This is a genomic window from Bosea sp. ANAM02, from assembly GCF_011764485.1.
Lineage (GTDB): Bacteria > Pseudomonadota > Alphaproteobacteria > Rhizobiales > Beijerinckiaceae > Allobosea.
In genome coordinates this window covers 3,214,437-3,228,099 of sequence record NZ_AP022848.1, presented here as the reverse complement: position 1 = coordinate 3,228,099, position 13,663 = coordinate 3,214,437, and the positions used below count along the sequence as shown (strand labels likewise).

General features: G+C 65.9%; 18 protein-coding genes. 14 read left to right on the top strand and 4 right to left on the bottom strand.

Features of this window, described 5'->3' with window-relative positions; translation table 11 throughout:
- Positions 1-18 precede the first annotated feature (18 nt).
- Entirely contained in the window at positions 19-1,092 is a 1,074-nt protein-coding gene (locus OCUBac02_RS15465; protein WP_173046810.1) for a YeeE/YedE family protein, read from the top strand.
- On the opposite strand, the gene OCUBac02_RS27635 is transcribed toward OCUBac02_RS15465, so the two are convergent.
- Positions 991-1,401 (bottom strand): ArsR/SmtB family transcription factor, encoded by a 411-nt coding sequence (locus OCUBac02_RS27635; protein WP_465247785.1) that lies wholly within the window; start codon positions 1,399-1,401, stop codon positions 991-993. The two genes, OCUBac02_RS15465 and OCUBac02_RS27635, sit on opposite strands and share 102 nt — an antisense overlap.
- Positions 1,402-1,469: 68 nt before the next feature.
- On the opposite strand from OCUBac02_RS27635, the gene OCUBac02_RS15455 reads away from it, so the two are divergent.
- From OCUBac02_RS15455 to OCUBac02_RS15440, 4 genes are read left to right on the top strand one after another with little or no spacing between them, the layout of a single operon-like run.
- The gene (locus tag OCUBac02_RS15455) at positions 1,470-1,697 is read left to right on the top strand and encodes a YgaP family membrane protein (protein ID WP_173046808.1); all 228 of its coding nucleotides are present in this window, start codon (positions 1,470-1,472) and stop codon (positions 1,695-1,697) included.
- Entirely contained in the window at positions 1,694-2,122 is a 429-nt protein-coding gene (locus OCUBac02_RS15450; protein ID WP_047574698.1) for a YeeE/YedE family protein, read from the top strand. The genes OCUBac02_RS15455 and OCUBac02_RS15450 overlap by 4 nt, the downstream gene beginning before the upstream one ends.
- A gap of 7 nt (positions 2,123-2,129) precedes the next feature.
- Entirely contained in the window at positions 2,130-2,588 is a 459-nt protein-coding gene (locus OCUBac02_RS15445; protein ID WP_047574694.1) for a YeeE/YedE family protein, read from the top strand.
- 12 nt (positions 2,589-2,600) lie between these two features.
- Entirely contained in the window at positions 2,601-3,494 is an 894-nt protein-coding gene (locus OCUBac02_RS15440) for an MBL fold metallo-hydrolase (RefSeq protein WP_047574692.1), read from the top strand.
- 107 nt (positions 3,495-3,601) lie between these two features.
- On the opposite strand, the gene OCUBac02_RS15435 is transcribed toward OCUBac02_RS15440, so the two are convergent.
- Genes OCUBac02_RS15435 through soxA form a run of 3 tightly spaced genes read right to left on the bottom strand, consistent with a single transcriptional unit; the run spans position 3,602 to position 5,947 of the window.
- A complete protein-coding gene (locus OCUBac02_RS15435; RefSeq protein ID WP_173046807.1) occupies positions 3,602-4,489 on the bottom strand; it encodes an MBL fold metallo-hydrolase in 888 nt (295 codons plus the stop codon).
- 8 nt (positions 4,490-4,497) lie between these two features.
- A complete protein-coding gene (soxX, locus tag OCUBac02_RS15430) occupies positions 4,498-5,106 on the bottom strand; it encodes a sulfur oxidation c-type cytochrome SoxX (RefSeq protein ID WP_173046806.1) in 609 nt (202 codons plus the stop codon).
- 10 nt (positions 5,107-5,116) lie between these two features.
- A complete protein-coding gene (gene soxA, locus OCUBac02_RS15425) occupies positions 5,117-5,947 on the bottom strand; it encodes a sulfur oxidation c-type cytochrome SoxA (protein ID WP_082009563.1) in 831 nt (276 codons plus the stop codon).
- Positions 5,948-6,114: 167 nt separating this feature from the next.
- Between soxA and soxY the strand changes: the two genes are divergently transcribed.
- From soxY to OCUBac02_RS15380, 9 genes are all read left to right on the top strand, one after another.
- Complete coding sequence (gene soxY, locus OCUBac02_RS15420; RefSeq protein WP_047574684.1) at positions 6,115-6,579, top strand: thiosulfate oxidation carrier protein SoxY; 465 nt, start codon at positions 6,115-6,117, stop codon at positions 6,577-6,579.
- A gap of 42 nt (positions 6,580-6,621) precedes the next feature.
- Positions 6,622-6,951: a thiosulfate oxidation carrier complex protein SoxZ gene (gene soxZ / locus OCUBac02_RS15415; RefSeq protein WP_173046805.1), complete on the top strand. Its 330-nt coding sequence runs from the start codon at positions 6,622-6,624 to the stop codon at positions 6,949-6,951.
- Positions 6,952-7,048: 97 nt separating this feature from the next.
- The gene (soxB, locus tag OCUBac02_RS15410; protein ID WP_173046804.1) at positions 7,049-8,746 is read left to right on the top strand and encodes a thiosulfohydrolase SoxB; all 1,698 of its coding nucleotides are present in this window, start codon (positions 7,049-7,051) and stop codon (positions 8,744-8,746) included.
- 46 nt (positions 8,747-8,792) lie between these two features.
- On the top strand, positions 8,793-10,067 hold the full coding sequence (gene soxC / locus OCUBac02_RS15405) for a sulfite dehydrogenase (RefSeq protein ID WP_173046803.1): 1,275 nt from the start codon (positions 8,793-8,795) through the stop codon (positions 10,065-10,067).
- A complete protein-coding gene (locus OCUBac02_RS15400; protein WP_173046802.1) occupies positions 10,051-10,788 on the top strand; it encodes a c-type cytochrome in 738 nt (245 codons plus the stop codon). Before soxC ends, OCUBac02_RS15400 begins: the two co-directional genes overlap by 17 nt.
- The gene (locus tag OCUBac02_RS15395; protein WP_244638953.1) at positions 10,788-11,117 is read left to right on the top strand and encodes a c-type cytochrome; all 330 of its coding nucleotides are present in this window, start codon (positions 10,788-10,790) and stop codon (positions 11,115-11,117) included. The genes OCUBac02_RS15400 and OCUBac02_RS15395 overlap by 1 nt, the downstream gene beginning before the upstream one ends.
- Before the next feature lie 36 nt (positions 11,118-11,153).
- Positions 11,154-11,684, top strand: coding sequence for a DsrE family protein (locus tag OCUBac02_RS15390; RefSeq protein ID WP_047574669.1), 531 nt, complete (start codon positions 11,154-11,156; stop codon positions 11,682-11,684).
- Positions 11,685-11,689: 5 nt separating this feature from the next.
- Entirely contained in the window at positions 11,690-12,961 is a 1,272-nt protein-coding gene (locus tag OCUBac02_RS15385) for an NAD(P)/FAD-dependent oxidoreductase (RefSeq protein WP_173046801.1), read from the top strand.
- A 146-nt stretch (positions 12,962-13,107) separates the two neighbouring features.
- Positions 13,108-13,494, top strand: a complete 387-nt coding sequence (locus tag OCUBac02_RS15380; RefSeq protein WP_047580383.1) for a c-type cytochrome — start codon at positions 13,108-13,110, stop codon at positions 13,492-13,494.
- Positions 13,495-13,663: the final 169 nt, after the last annotated feature.

Sequence of the window (13,663 nt, the reverse complement as noted above, 5' to 3'; positions counted from 1 at the left end):
GCCGCGGCTGTTCCGCCGATGATCGTTCTTTCCGCCTGGGCGGCGACGCTCGTCGGCGTTGCGACCGGAGCGGTCTGCGGCTTCACGGTCCGGCGTGCCCGCCTCTGCTCGTTCGGCGCGATCGAGGATGCCTGGATGGGCCACGATACGCGCCGCCTGCGCATCTTCGGCCTGGCTCTCGCCGTCGCCCTTGCGGGCGCTCAGTCCCTGGTCGGCCTCGGCTGGCTCGACCCTTCCAGCTCCACATACGTGCAGCCGGCACTTCCCTGGCTGTCGATCGTCGTCGGCAGCACGATGTTCGGTCTCGGCATGGCTCTGGTCGGAACCTGCAGCTTCGGATCGCTGGTGCGGCTCGGGGCGGGCGACCTGCGCAGCCTCATCGTGATGATGGTCTTTGGTTCGGTCTCCTATGCGACGCTGCGCGGGATGCTGGCGCCGATCCGCATCGACTTCATCGAGCAGGTCGCATGGCCGCTGCCGGGCCAGCTCAAGGGCAATCTCGACAGCCTGCTCACCTATCTCGGCATGCCGCAGGCGCGGCTGGTCCTGACGCTGGTCGGCGTCGCCGGCCTGTGCGTCGCGGTCTGGGCCGACGCACGGCTGCGTCGCTCGCCGCGCCTGCTGATCGCGGGCATGGCGCTCGGGCTGGGCGTGGTCGCCGGCTGGTGGGTGACGGGCGTCGCGGTCGACGCTTTCGAACATGTTCCGCGCGCCCAGAGCCTGACCTTCGTCTCACCCGTCGGCCGTGCGCTTTATGCCGTGCTGACATCGCCGGCGGCGCTGCTCGAATTCGGCATCGGGACGCTCGTCGGCGTCACGCTGGGTTCCTTCCTCTCCGCGCTTTACGATCGGGAGTTCCGCTGGGAGGCCTTCGACGACGATCGCGAGATGCGCCGCCACCTTCTCGGCGCCGTGCTGATGGGCGGCGGAGGGGTCCTGGCCGGAGGCTGCACGATCGGGCAGGGGATCTCGGCCGGCTCGATGATGGCGCTATCCTGGCCGCTGGCGATCGCGGGAATGATGATCGGTGCGCGGATCGGGATCGCTTTCCTGATGGAAGGGTCGCTCCAAGGGCTCCTGCAGAGACGCTGAAGCGGCAGGTCGCTCGCAGTAGAGGCGGTGAAGCGTTTCCAGGATGGCGGCCGCCTCGGCGCTTGCCAGCGTGAACAGCACCGAAACCCCGCGGCGGCGGGATGCGATCAAGCCGAGCCGGCGAAGCTGTGAGAGATGGGACGCGACGCCGGCTGGGCTCAGGCCGGTGACCCGGCCCAGCTCCGAGGCTGCAGCCTCGCCCTCCACGAGCCGGCACAGGATGGCCAGGCGCCGCGGACTGGCCATCGCCGCGAGCAGGGCGGCCGCCTCCTCGACCGGCGGCGGCGCCAAGGCGGCATCGATCTGCATGATGATTGACATATTCAATATTCTATATATATCAAGTTTATTATGTATTGTGCCCCAAGGAGGTAGCCATGGTCAATATCGGTTCGATCGATCGCGTGTTTCGCTTCACCGCCGGCGCCGTTCTCGTTGCTGCTGCCTTCGTGCCGCCGCTCTCCGAATGGGTCGTGCCGCTCGGGGCCTGGAAATACGCATTGACGGCATGGGGGGCCATGATGGTCCTGACCGCGTCCCTCCGTTATTGTCCCGCCTACAGCCTGTTGGGCATCACCACCTGCAGGGCAGGGCGCTCGTCATGATCGCAGACAGCTTCACGCCGATCGCCTCGCTGGGGGGAGGAGCGCTGATCGGCCTCGCGGCCGTGATGCTGATGCTCTTTCAGGGACGTATCGCGGGCATCAGCGGTATCGTTTCGCGCCTGTTGCCCCCGGAGAGCGACGGGCAGACGGCCGGACGGGTCGCGATGATCGCGGGACTCGGCGTCGCGCCGATCGTCTACGCGGCCATCACCGGAATCTGGCCGGTGCCGCAGATCGGCGCGGGCGCACCGGTTCTGGTCGCTGCGGGACTGCTCGTCGGTTTCGGCTCGGTCTGGGGTAATGGCTGTACCTCCGGGCACGGCATCTGCGGGCTGTCGCGGCTTTCGTTGCGCTCCCTCGTTGCGGTCGGAACGTTCATGGCGACGGCGATCGCGACCGTGTTCGTCGTCCGGCATCTGCTCTGAGGCCGTCATGTCGATCCTGATTCAGTTCCTGGTCGGTCTTCTCTTCGGGCTCGGCCTGATCGTCGCCGGCATGTCGGACCCGGCCAAGGTTCTGGGCTTTCTCGACCTCGGGGCCATTCCGCAAGGGACCTGGGACCCGAGCCTCGTCTTCGTGATGGCCGGGGGGATCGGCGTGACGCTGATCGGCTATCGCCTCGTGCTCGGGCGCGGCCGACCGCTGCTGGCCGCGCGCTTTGCGCTGCCTTCCGCGAATCGCCCGGATCTCCGGCTCGTCACGGGGGCGGCACTGTTCGGCCTCGGCTGGGGGCTTGCGGGCTTCTGCCCCGGCCCGGCACTCGTCTCGGTGCTTACGGGCGGCCCGCTTGCGCTGGTCTTCCTCGCGGCGATGCTCGTCGGCATGGCGCTCGCCCGGCGGCTCGCAGCCACTCCTGAATTACCGCCGGTCGCTCCGGCGCACCGCAACTGAGGGGGCAATCCCATGCAAGGTATTCCGCACGCCGTCGATCTCGCCAGCAAACCCGAAGTGACCGCCTTCTTCGACAAGGCGACGAACACCGTCAGCTATGTGGTCAAGGATCCGGGATCGCAGGCCTGCGCGGTCATCGATTCGGTGATGGACATCGACTACGCGGCCGGCCGCATCGCCTATCAATCGGCGGATGAGATCATCGCCTTCATTCGCGAGCGCGGGCTTGCGCTCGAATGGCTGATCGAGACCCATGTCCATGCCGACCACCTCTCGGGCGCGCCCTATATCCAGGGCAAGCTCGGCGGCAGGATCGGCATCGGCGACCGCATCACCGTCGTCCAGGAAACATTCGGCAAGATCTTCAACGAAGGCACCGAGTTCCAGCGCGACGGCAGCCAGTTCGACCGGCTCTTTGCCGATGGCGATACCTACGCGATCGGCGGGATGACGGTCTTCACCATGCATACGCCGGGCCATACCCCGGCCTGCATGACGCATGTCATCGGTGACGCCGCCTTCGTCGGCGACACGCTGTTCATGCCGGACGGCGGCTCCGCGCGAGCCGACTTTCCAGGCGGGGACGCCCGCACGCTCTACCGGTCGATCAGGCGCGTCTTGTCGCTGCCGCCGTCGACGCGGCTGTTCATGTGCCACGATTACGGACCGAACGGCCGCGAAATCCGCTGGGAAACCACGGTCGCGGAGCAGCGCGCCCATAACATCCATGTGCGCGACGGCATCGGCGAGGACGAGTTCGTCGAAAAGCGAGAGGCACGCGACCGTACGCTCGCCATGCCGAAGCTCATCATCCCTTCGCTGCAGGTCAACATGAAAGCCGGCGAATTGCCCCGGCCCGATGAGACCGGAAAGCGCTTTCTCAAGGTGCCCCTGAATACGCTTTGAGCCGACGGGCGACGACGCTGCCCGCAGATGCCACCTCGGTCGAAACTGCCATGGCGTCTGGGTCTGGGCCGGAATGCCGGCCGGGTTTCGCATCCGGTCGGCGGGCTTCAGATCCCGGCAAATCGGTAGGCCGAACCGCTTTTCTCGACGCGTCCCGCTGCGCCGGGGAGATGATAGCCGATCACCGTCGACCGCTCGGAACTCAGCCTGTCGATCAGGGAGCGACGCGTCGCCACCGCCGCGTCCGGGTCGTGATCCGAGACCGGCCGCCAATCGGGATGGGCGAACGAAATGCGGGGGTGGGTGAGCGCATCCCCCAGGACCATCACCTGCTGCCCGGCCAGGTCCAGGGCGAAGGAGACATGTCCGGGCGTGTGTCCGGCGGTCTCGACGGCGGCGATGCCGGGGAGCCATTCACGGCCCGCTTCCTGACGCTCCAGCTTGTCGCCGAGCCCCTTCGCGATGCGCTGCGCACCGGCTGCAAAGGCATGCCGATCGGCCGGCAGGCGACCATAGACGTTGGGGGCGGTCCAGAAATCGATCTCGCGGGACGCGACCAGCCAGCGGGCGTTCGGGAAGAGGGGGCTGTCGAACTCATCGAGCGATCCCCAGAAATGGTCGGGGTGCAGATGGGTGAAAAGCACATGCGTGACCGCGTCCGGGGCGATGCCGGCCGCCTGCAGGCTCTCCTGCAGGCGGCCCGACCCCGGCAGGAAATGCGCGCCTGCCCCGCAATCGAACAGGATGAGCTCGGCGCCACGACGCAGGCAGGTGACGTTGAGAACGGTCCGATAGGGCTCGGTGGCACCGCTCTCGGCCGCGATCAGACCGGCGGGCACGTCGCGCGCCAGCATCGCTAGCGGCATCTCGAAGCTGCCGTCGCTCAGGATGGTGAGCCGCGCGGCTTCGGGGCCGAGCGCGGTCACGACTTGCGCCGCCGCGGGGGCCGCGAAGCTCGCGGCGCCGGCAGCCAGCAGAAGACGGCGGGTCAGCATGGCCGCGCCTATTTGTTGACCGGCGATTCGGGGTCGAACAGATAGGCCATCACATCCTTGATCTGCGCCTCGGTGAGGACCTTGTTGACGCCGAACCGGGGCATGTTGGAGCAGGGCACCACCGCCATCGAATTATAGATTTTGGTATAGGCGTCCTTGATGCTCTCGGCGTCGTATTTGCGGTCCTTGCCATAGGCCGCCAGGCTCGGCCCCAGCGTGCCGTAGCTCACCTCCTTGGGATCGAGCTGGTGGCATGCGAAGCAGTTGCCGCCTGCGATCGTGCCGGGAGGGTCGGAGAACTGGCCGCCGCGGCCGTTATTGGCGACGGTGTAACCCTTCTTCCAGTCGCCCAGGAATTTCCCGTCGGCCGGGTAGCTCACGCGCGCGGCCTCCCGCTTCAGGATCTCGTCGGATTGGGCCGAGGACGGGTTGTTGCGAGTCGTGTTGCAGATCGAGAGCGTGTCGTCGGGCTTGATCCTTGCCTGCCATTCCGGCGAAGCCTTGCCGAAGGTCGACTTGATATAGGCGTCGATCACGGCCTGGCTCGGGCGCTCCTGGGCATGGAGCGGGCCGGCGGCGAGGATGCCGGCGGCGAGGGCGACAGTCAGTTTCAGCATCGTCAGGTCCTCACCGCTTGATCGACGGAACGTTGATCTCGCCGCCTTCCGCCCGGGTCTCCAGGAAAAGGGTCAGCGCGGTCAGGGCGTCGGAGCCATATTCAGGGACGGGCCAGCGCTGCTGGCGATAGCAGTCCCACAGCCTGTGCTGCATCGTGCGCAGCGCGCTCTGCGAGACGCGATACGTCGGCCATGACGCCATCGTCTCCTGTGCCGGCTTGCCCTTGACCGAAAGGTTCGGCAGGCCCTGCAGACGGATGCGCTTGCCGTCCTCCGCGTGACAGGTGGCGCAGGAGAAGTCGTTGACGCCGCCGCGCGTGTAGAACAGCGCCTCGCCGACGGCGGCGGCCTCCCGCTCCTTGGGATGGGACAATTGCGGCTCGATCTTCATGCCGCTGGACTTGTTGGCGATGAAGGCGACGAGGTCTTCCATGTCGGAAGCCCTGCCGGGACCGGAGAAGCGGCGGGCGACGACGTCCTTGGTATCCAGCCCCTGGACCTTGTCCATGCACCAGAGCAGGCGCTGCTCGAGGTCCATCACCTTGTCCGCATCGGCGAAGTGGCGGGGCAGCTTCGCATAGGCGCCCTCGAGCTTGCCGGGCCCCTCGCCGAGATCGCAGCTTTCGAGAGACGCCTTCTTCGTGCCGCGCGCCTCGCTCCACAGGGCCTCGCCGCGGTCGACCGCGAGGAAGCCGGGATTTGAGAACGGATCCGACAGCATCTGCCGGTAGCGCTCGATTTCCTTCTCGCTCTCGTCCTGTGGCGACTGCGCCGACACGAAGCCGGCGGCAAATGTCAGAGCCGCCGCGCAGGCGGCTGCCGCGATCACCGGAATCTTCATCCCTAGCCCTTTCGTTTCCTCATGGGCCGCTTATGCTGCGGCTGCCGTCAGCCCTTCGAGGGGCTTTACATTCAAAAAAATCGATATAACGATACGTGCAAATGATGTGCGGCGTTTCGACGCCCCGTCAAGCCTTAAAATGAGACCAGTTCCAGGGAGGAACACGCATGGAAACGAGCCTGAAAAGGCTGTCGCGCCGTGATGCCGTCAAGGCCGCGGCCATGGCTTTCGCGGCGGCGGCGATCGCTCCGCGCCTGGCCTTCGCCGACGAGAAGGCGGTCGCGGCGGAGATCAAGAAGCTCTACGGCGACAAGACGATGGCGCAGGGCAAGATCAAGCTCGACGTGCCGGAGATCGCCGAGAACGGCCTCGTCGTGCCGGTCAATGTCGAGGTCGAGAGCCCGATGACCGAGGCCGATTACGTCAAGGCGGTCCATGTCTTCGCCGACGGCAATCCGCAGCCGGGCATCGTCAGCTATCAGTTCACGCCGGCCTGCGGAAAGGCGTCCGCCGCGACGCGCATGCGGCTGGCCCAGACCCAGGACATCATCTGCATCGCGGAGATGTCGAACGGCGATCTCTATTCCGCCAGGGCGAACGTCAAGGTCACGATCGGCGGCTGCGGCGGCTGAGCTGCTCCTCCATCGACAAGAACGAAACAAGGCGAGGAAACCATGAGCACGAAGCCCACGCCGCGCGTACGCGTTCCGGCCAAGGCCGCCGCCGGCGAAATGATCGAGATCAAGACGCTGATCTCGCACGAAATGGAATCGGGGCAGCGCAAGGACGCCAAGGGCGAGACCATCCCGCGCAAGATCATCAACAAGTTCACGGCGAGCTTCAACGGCAAGCCGGTTTTCGTCGCTGACTGGAATCCGGCGATTTCCGCCAATCCCTATCAATCCTTCTTCTACAAGGCGGCGGAGAGCGGCGAGTTCACCTTCGTCTGGAAGGATGACGACGGCTCCGAATACACGGCCAAGAGCAAGCTGACGGTCGGCTGAGACGACATTTGCCGGCCGGCGCGCAGGCGTCGCCGGCCGCGATCCGACAATCGATCACTTCCCGGGGCGCGACATGCGCGTCTCCGAAGGATGAATCATGATCTCCAGACGCGAATTCCTTCAGGCGACGGCGGCGGCTGCGGCGATCACGAGTACTTCGGGGCTCGGCCCCCTCGGGCGCGCCGCGGCCCAGCAGAAGCTCTCGCAGGCCGACATCCTGCGCTTCGATCCGCTGGGCACGGTTACGATCCTCTATCTGGCCGACATCCATGCGCAGCTCATGCCGCTGCATTTTCGCGAGCCCTCCGTCAATTTCGGGGTGGGGGAGGTCAAAGGCCTGCCGCCGCATCTGACCGACGCCGCTTTCCGCGACCATTTCAGGATCGCCGCCGGAACGCCGGAGGCTTTTGCGCTGACATCGGACGATTTCGTCCAGCTCGCGCGCAATTACGGCCGGATGGGCGGCCTCGACCGGATCGCGACGCTGGTGAAGGCCGTCCGTGCCGAGCGCGGCGACGACAAGGTGCTGCTGCTCGACGGCGGCGACACCTGGCAGGGGAGCTGGAGCGCCCTGCAGACCAAGGGGCAGGACATGGTCGATGCCATGTCGGCGCTCAAGGTCGATGCGATGACCTCGCATTGGGAATTCACGCTCGGCGCCGAGCGCGTCAAGGAGATCGTCGAGGCGGCGCCCTTCGCCTTCCTTGCCCAGAACATTCGCGACAAGGAATGGAACGAACCGGTCTTCCCGCCGCGCAAGGTCTTCGAGAAGGGCGGTGCGAAGATCGCCGTGATCGGCCAGGCCCTGCCGCGCACCGCGATCGCCAATCCGCGCTGGATGTTCCCGGACTGGGAGTTCGGCATCCGCGAGGAGGAGTTGCAGAAGCAGGTCGAGGAAGCCCGCGGCGAGGGGGCATCCGTCGTCGTCCTGCTCTCGCATGACGGTTTCGACGTCGACCGCAAGCTCGCTTCGCGGGTGAAGGGCATCGACGTCATCCTGACGGCCCATACCCATGATGCGATGCCCGGCCTGATCCGCGTCGGCGAGACCGTGCTCGTCGCCACGGGGTCGCATGGCAAGTTCCTGTCGCGCCTGGACCTGTCGGTGAAGGACGGCAAGCTCGCCGATATCCGCTTCAAGCTGATGCCGGTCTTCGCCGATGCGATCGCGCCGGACGCCGACATGGCGGAGCTGATCAGGACGATTCGCCAGCCCTTCGCCGCCGACCTCGCCAGGGAGATCGGCCGGACCGACGCGCTGCTCTACCGGCGCGGCAATTTCAACGGCACCTTCGACGACCTGATCTGCGATGCGATGATGCAGCAGCGCGATGCCGAGATCACGCTGTCGCCCGGCTTCCGCTGGGGCGGCTCGCTGCTGCCGGGCGATGCGATCACCTGGGAGGCGATCACCAACGCCACCGCGATCACCTATCCGAGCTGCTACCGGATGGAGATGACCGGTCAGCAACTGAAGGACGTCCTGGAAGACGTCGCCGACAACATCTTTCATCCCGACCCGTATTTCCAGGGTGGCGGCGACATGGTCCGAGTCGGTGGCATGGGCTACGCCATCGATGTCGGCAAGCCGATGGGCAGCCGTATCTCGGATCTCACCCATCTGAAGTCAGGACAGCCGATCGAAGCCGGCAAGCGCTACGTCGTTTCCGGCTGGGCGAGCGTCAACGAGGGCACGCAGGGGCCGCCGATCTGGGACGTGGTCCGGGAGCATGTCGCGGCAGCCGGGACGATCGCATTGAAACCCAACACGGCCGTGAAGGTGAGCGGAGCATGAAGGCCCGGACCATCCGCCAGCGAATTTCATCGGAGGGCAGGAGAGGATGACCTCGCACGCTGACAATCCGGCGCCGAGTCGCCGTCGTTTCCTCGGTGGCGCCGCGCTGGCCGGTGCCGGCCTCGTGGCGGCCGGTACCGCCCGCGGGCAGGCGCCCAAGCCCGATCCGCTGATCACCGACGTGCAGGACTGGAACCGCTATCTGGGTGAGGGGGTCGACAAGCATCCTTACGGATCGCCCTCGCGCTTCGAGAAGAATGTCGTTCGCCGCGACGTACCCTGGCTGACCGCCTCGCCGGAATCCTCGGTGAACTTCACGCCGCTGCACGATCTCGACGGCATCATCACGCCCTCGGGCCTGTGCTTCGAGCGTCATCACGCCGGCATCGCCGATATCGACCCGGCCAGTCATCGGCTGATGATCCACGGCCTCGTCGATAAGCCGCTCGTCTTCACGATGGAGGACATCAGGCGGATGCCGCGCGAGAACCGCGTGTACTTCCTCGAATGCGCCGCCAATTCCGGCATGGAATGGCGCGGGGCGCAACTCAACGGCTGCCAGTTCACCCACGGCATGGTCCATAACGTCATGTACACGGGGGTGCCGCTCGGGGCGATCCTGGCCGAGGCCGGGCTGAAGCCGCAGGCGAAATGGCTGATGCTGGAGGGGGCCGATGCAGCCGGCATGAACCGTTCCCTGCCGCTCGAGAAGGCGCTCGACGACGTGCTCATCGCCTTCGCCATGAACGGCGAGGCGCTGCGGCCCGAGCAGGGCTATCCCCTGCGTGCGGTGATCCCCGGCTGGGAAGGCAATCTCTGGGTCAAGTGGCTACGCCGGATCGAGGTCGGCGACATGCCCTGGATGGCGCGCGAGGAGACCTCGAAATACACCGACCTTCTGGCCGATGGGCGCTCGCGTCGCTTCACTTTCATCATGGACGCGAAATCGGTCGTCACCAACCCGTCGCCTCAGGCTCCGCTGAAGGCCAGGGGGCGCAACGTGCTCTCGGGCCTCGCCTGGTCCGGCCGCGGCACGATCAAGCGCGTCGACGTCACGCTCGACGGCGGCAGGAACTGGCAGGAGGCGCGCATCGACGGGCCGGTCCTCGACAAGTCGCTCACCCGATTCTACGTCGATTTCGACTGGAACGGCGGCGAATTGCTGGTGCAGTCCCGTGCCATGGATTCGACGGGCTACGTCCAGCCGACGAAGGAGGAGCTGCGCAAGGTTCGCGGCGCCAATTCGATCTATCACAACAACGGCATTCAGACCTGGCATGTGAAGCCGAACGGGGAGACCGAGAATGTCGAAATCTCCTAGGATCGCGCTGCTCGCCGCTGCCGCAGGCCTGGTCGTCGTCGTGGCCGGTCCCCTGTTCGCGCAGTCCGCTACGAAGCCCCAGGCGCCGCCGAAACCGCCCCATGCGGGGCAGGCGCAGGCGCCTGCCGCTTCGCCCCGGCTCGGGCTGGGCCGCGAGGCCTTGCCGGAGGAAATCAAGGCCTGGTCGATCGAGGTCCGGCCGGACGGCAAGGGCCTGCCACCCGGCAGGGGCACGGTGAGGCAGGGCGACGAACTGTTCCAGGCTCAATGCGCCAGCTGCCATGGCGAGTTCGGGCAGGGCAATGGCCGCTGGCCGGTTCTGGCCGGCGGGCAGGGTTCGCTGAAGGACGATCGGCCCGAGAAGACCATTGGCTCGTTCTGGCCCGATCTCTCGACGGTCTACGACTACATTCACCGTGCCATGCCTTTCGGCAACGCGCAGTCGCTGCAGCCCGACGAGGTCTATGCTCTGACCGCCTATCTGCTCTACCTGAACGATATCGTGAAGGACGAGGATTTCGAGCTGTCGGACAAGAACTTCACCTCGGTGAAGCTGCCGAACGCGTCGGCCTTCTATGACGACGACCGCGAGAGCACGGAGAAATCGTTCTGGGGGCGCCAGCCCTGCATGAAGGACTGCAAGAGCGAGGTGAAGATCACTGGTCGCGCCACGGTGCTCGACGTGACGCCGGACTCCAAAACGGCGCCGAAGGTCGACTGATGGCCGGCGCGCAGGCCGGGGCGGGCTGGATGAGCTTCGCTGCCGTGGCGGCAGGTCTGGCCGCCGCTCCGGCGCAGGCGGCTGGAGACCGGGCGCTCGGAGAATATCTCTCGTCGGAATGTGCTGCCTGCCATCGGGCCGCAGCGTCGAAGGAGGGAGGCATCCCGGCGCTTGCGGGAATGCCCGCCGATCAGTTCACCGCTTTGATGAACGCCTACCGGCAGGGAGACCGGGACAATGCCGCTATGGGCAACGTCGCACGGCAACTCTCGGCAGAGGATGTCGCGGCTCTGGCCGCCTATTACGAGGGGCTGAAAACGGCCCCCTGACCGTCGATATGCGGCGGCCAACAGGGAGGAAGACGGATGACGGATCATGCTGGAATACCGTCGCGCAGAGGCCTGCTCGCCGCGGCAGCCTCCGGCTTTGCCGCTGCCGCGACGGCCTCCGCCGCTGCGGCTGCCGCGCCCCAGGTCAGCCTGGCGGACCTGAAGAAGGAGGCCGACGTCGCCTGCGTCTATCACTGCGATTTCGGCGATCCGCCGCGCTTCGTGCAGATGCTGACGAACATCTCCAATCACTACTCGGCCTATGGCGCAGACCCGTTCGCCCTTCAGATCGTCATCGTCGCCCATGGCGCCGGCATCAAGTTCTTCCTGAGCTCGCTGGAGGGAACGAGCTGGGCCGATGAGGCGATGGTGCCGAAGATCTTCGAGCGGGTCGAGGACGTCGCCAAGAACGGCCTCAAGGTCCATCTCTGCGAGATCACCTTCCAGCGCAACAGGATCGACAAGGCGCGGGCGCGGGAAGCTTCCTTCATCAGCTTCGTGCCCTCGGGAGTGGCGGCCGTCGCGGCGCTGCAGTCCAAGGGCTTCTCCTACATGAAGATCGGGTGAGCGCCATGCGGATCGGCAGACGCGAATTCATCCGCACCGGTGCGGCGGCCATGGCCACGCTGGCGGCGCCCGCCGTGCTTGGGCAAGGCAGGCCGCGTGTCGTGGTGATCGGCGCCGGCGCGGGCGGCGCCACGGCCGCGCGCTACATGGCGAAGGACTCCAACGGCGCGCTTGCCGTGACGCTCGTCGAGGAAAACGAACTCTACCACACCTGCTTCCACTCGAATCTCTATCTTGGCGGCTTCAAGAGCTACGAGGAGATCACGCATCGCTACGACGCGCTGACAAGCAGATACGGCATCGAGCTGGTGCGTGCTCGCGCCACCCACATCGATCGGGACAAGCGCGAGGTCGTCCTCGGTGACGGCCGCAGGCTGCCATATGACCGCCTCGTCGTCTCTCCGGGTATCGATCTCAAATACGATTCGGTTCCGGGCTGGTCGAAAGCCGCCGAGGAAACCATGCCTCATGGCTGGAAGCCCGGAGCCCAGACGCAACTCATCAAGCGCAAGCTCGATGCGGTGCCGAATGGCGGGACCATCGTCATGATCGCGCCGCCGAACCCCTATCGCTGCCCGCCCGGGCCCTATGAGCGCGTCTCGATGTTCGCCCATGTGCTGAAGAGTAGCGGCCGGGGCGACGCCCGCATCGTCATCCTCGACCCCAAGGAAAACTTCTCCAAGCAGGGTGTCTTCCAGGAGGGCTGGGAGCGGCATTACGGCCGCATGGTCGAATGGCTCGGGCCGAAGGTGCATGACGGCATCAAATCGGTCGATCCGGCGACGAACACGGTGGTGACCGGTTTCGAGACCTATCGCGACTGCGCGCTCGTCAACGTCATTCCCGCGCAGATGGCGGGCGAGATCGCGCGCAGCGCCGGGCTTGCCCCGGCCGGCGGCTACTGCGCGATCGACCCCGCGACGATGAAGTCGACCGCCGATGCGAACATCCATGTGCTGGGCGATGCCAGCATTGCCGGCGACATGCCCAAATCGGCCTTCGCCGCCAATAGTCAGGCCAAGGTCGTGGCGATGGTCGTCCGGGCGGAGCTCGCCGGTGCGCGCAGCTTCCCGCCGCGCTACCTGAATACCTGCTGGTCGCTGATCGAAACCGACGACGCCATCAAGGTCGGCGGACGCTACGAGCCTCGCGGCGGTCGCATCGCCGCCGTGGAGACCTTCGTTTCGCAGAACGGCGAGACGCCCGATCTGCGCAAGCAGAACGGGGCCGAGAATCTCGGCTGGTATGCCGCCATCACCGCCGACATGTTCGCCTAGAGCATCGGCCCGAAAAGTGGAACGCGGCTTTCGGAAAAAGCCGATGCAAAATCAAAGAGCTAGAGCATCTGACTGAACATGATATTCAATCCGATGCTCTAGGAACAGGTCACCCCGATATTTGACGAAAGCTCGAAGGATTACGCATGAGGATTTTCAGCGCTGTTGCTCTCCTGGCCTCGTTGACGGCACTCCATTCGGCGAGCGCGCAGGATATCGGCGCCGGAGAGCGCTCCTTCAACAAGTGCCGCGCCTGCCACCAGGTCGGTGAGACCGCGAAGAACGGCGTCGGTCCCCACTTGAACGGGTTGTTCGGGCGCCATACCGGGGCTGTCGAGGGCTACAGCTATTCTCCCGCGAACAAGGCGGCCAATCTCGATTGGGACGAAGCGATCTTCGCCACGTACATCAAAGATCCGAAGGCGAAGATTCCGGGAACGAAGATGATCTTTGCCGGCATCAAGAACGACAAGGAAATCGCCGACCTCACCGCCTTCCTCAAGCAGTTCGGCAAGGACGGCAAGAAGATGTGACGGCCGGGAGGCGAGGCCGATGGGCGGCCGTTGATCCAGGCGACATGAAGCCCGATGATCTGGGGCATTCCGGGCCCCCGGGTTCCTGAGCGGCTATCCGAGCCGTGGAATTGGTACCGTGACCATCGCGCGAGCGTTGCTTGCGCGGCCTTGCTCGGGGGACCGGCGC

Excerpts from the sequence above, each read along its gene's own strand:
- OCUBac02_RS15465 (WP_173046810.1), top strand. The coding sequence starts at position 19 with ATGATCGTTCTTTCCGCCTGGGCGGCGACGCTCGTCGGCGTTGCGACC.
- OCUBac02_RS27635 (WP_465247785.1), bottom strand. The coding sequence starts at position 1,401 with ATGCAGATCGATGCCGCCTTGGCGCCGCCGCCGGTCGAGGAGGCGGCC.
- OCUBac02_RS15455 (WP_173046808.1), top strand. The coding sequence starts at position 1,470 with ATGGTCAATATCGGTTCGATCGATCGCGTGTTTCGCTTCACCGCCGGC.
- OCUBac02_RS15450 (WP_047574698.1), top strand. The coding sequence starts at position 1,694 with ATGATCGCAGACAGCTTCACGCCGATCGCCTCGCTGGGGGGAGGAGCG.
- OCUBac02_RS15445 (WP_047574694.1), top strand. The coding sequence starts at position 2,130 with ATGTCGATCCTGATTCAGTTCCTGGTCGGTCTTCTCTTCGGGCTCGGC.
- OCUBac02_RS15440 (WP_047574692.1), top strand. The coding sequence starts at position 2,601 with ATGCAAGGTATTCCGCACGCCGTCGATCTCGCCAGCAAACCCGAAGTG.
- OCUBac02_RS15435 (WP_173046807.1), bottom strand. The coding sequence starts at position 4,489 with ATGCTGACCCGCCGTCTTCTGCTGGCTGCCGGCGCCGCGAGCTTCGCG.
- soxX (WP_173046806.1), bottom strand. The coding sequence starts at position 5,106 with ATGCTGAAACTGACTGTCGCCCTCGCCGCCGGCATCCTCGCCGCCGGC.
- soxA (WP_082009563.1), bottom strand. The coding sequence starts at position 5,947 with ATGAAGATTCCGGTGATCGCGGCAGCCGCCTGCGCGGCGGCTCTGACA.
- soxY (WP_047574684.1), top strand. The coding sequence starts at position 6,115 with ATGGAAACGAGCCTGAAAAGGCTGTCGCGCCGTGATGCCGTCAAGGCC.
- soxZ (WP_173046805.1), top strand. The coding sequence starts at position 6,622 with ATGAGCACGAAGCCCACGCCGCGCGTACGCGTTCCGGCCAAGGCCGCC.
- soxB (WP_173046804.1), top strand. The coding sequence starts at position 7,049 with ATGATCTCCAGACGCGAATTCCTTCAGGCGACGGCGGCGGCTGCGGCG.
- soxC (WP_173046803.1), top strand. The coding sequence starts at position 8,793 with ATGACCTCGCACGCTGACAATCCGGCGCCGAGTCGCCGTCGTTTCCTC.
- OCUBac02_RS15400 (WP_173046802.1), top strand. The coding sequence starts at position 10,051 with ATGTCGAAATCTCCTAGGATCGCGCTGCTCGCCGCTGCCGCAGGCCTG.
- OCUBac02_RS15395 (WP_244638953.1), top strand. The coding sequence starts at position 10,788 with ATGGCCGGCGCGCAGGCCGGGGCGGGCTGGATGAGCTTCGCTGCCGTG.
- OCUBac02_RS15390 (WP_047574669.1), top strand. The coding sequence starts at position 11,154 with ATGACGGATCATGCTGGAATACCGTCGCGCAGAGGCCTGCTCGCCGCG.
- OCUBac02_RS15385 (WP_173046801.1), top strand. The coding sequence starts at position 11,690 with ATGCGGATCGGCAGACGCGAATTCATCCGCACCGGTGCGGCGGCCATG.
- OCUBac02_RS15380 (WP_047580383.1), top strand. The coding sequence starts at position 13,108 with ATGAGGATTTTCAGCGCTGTTGCTCTCCTGGCCTCGTTGACGGCACTC.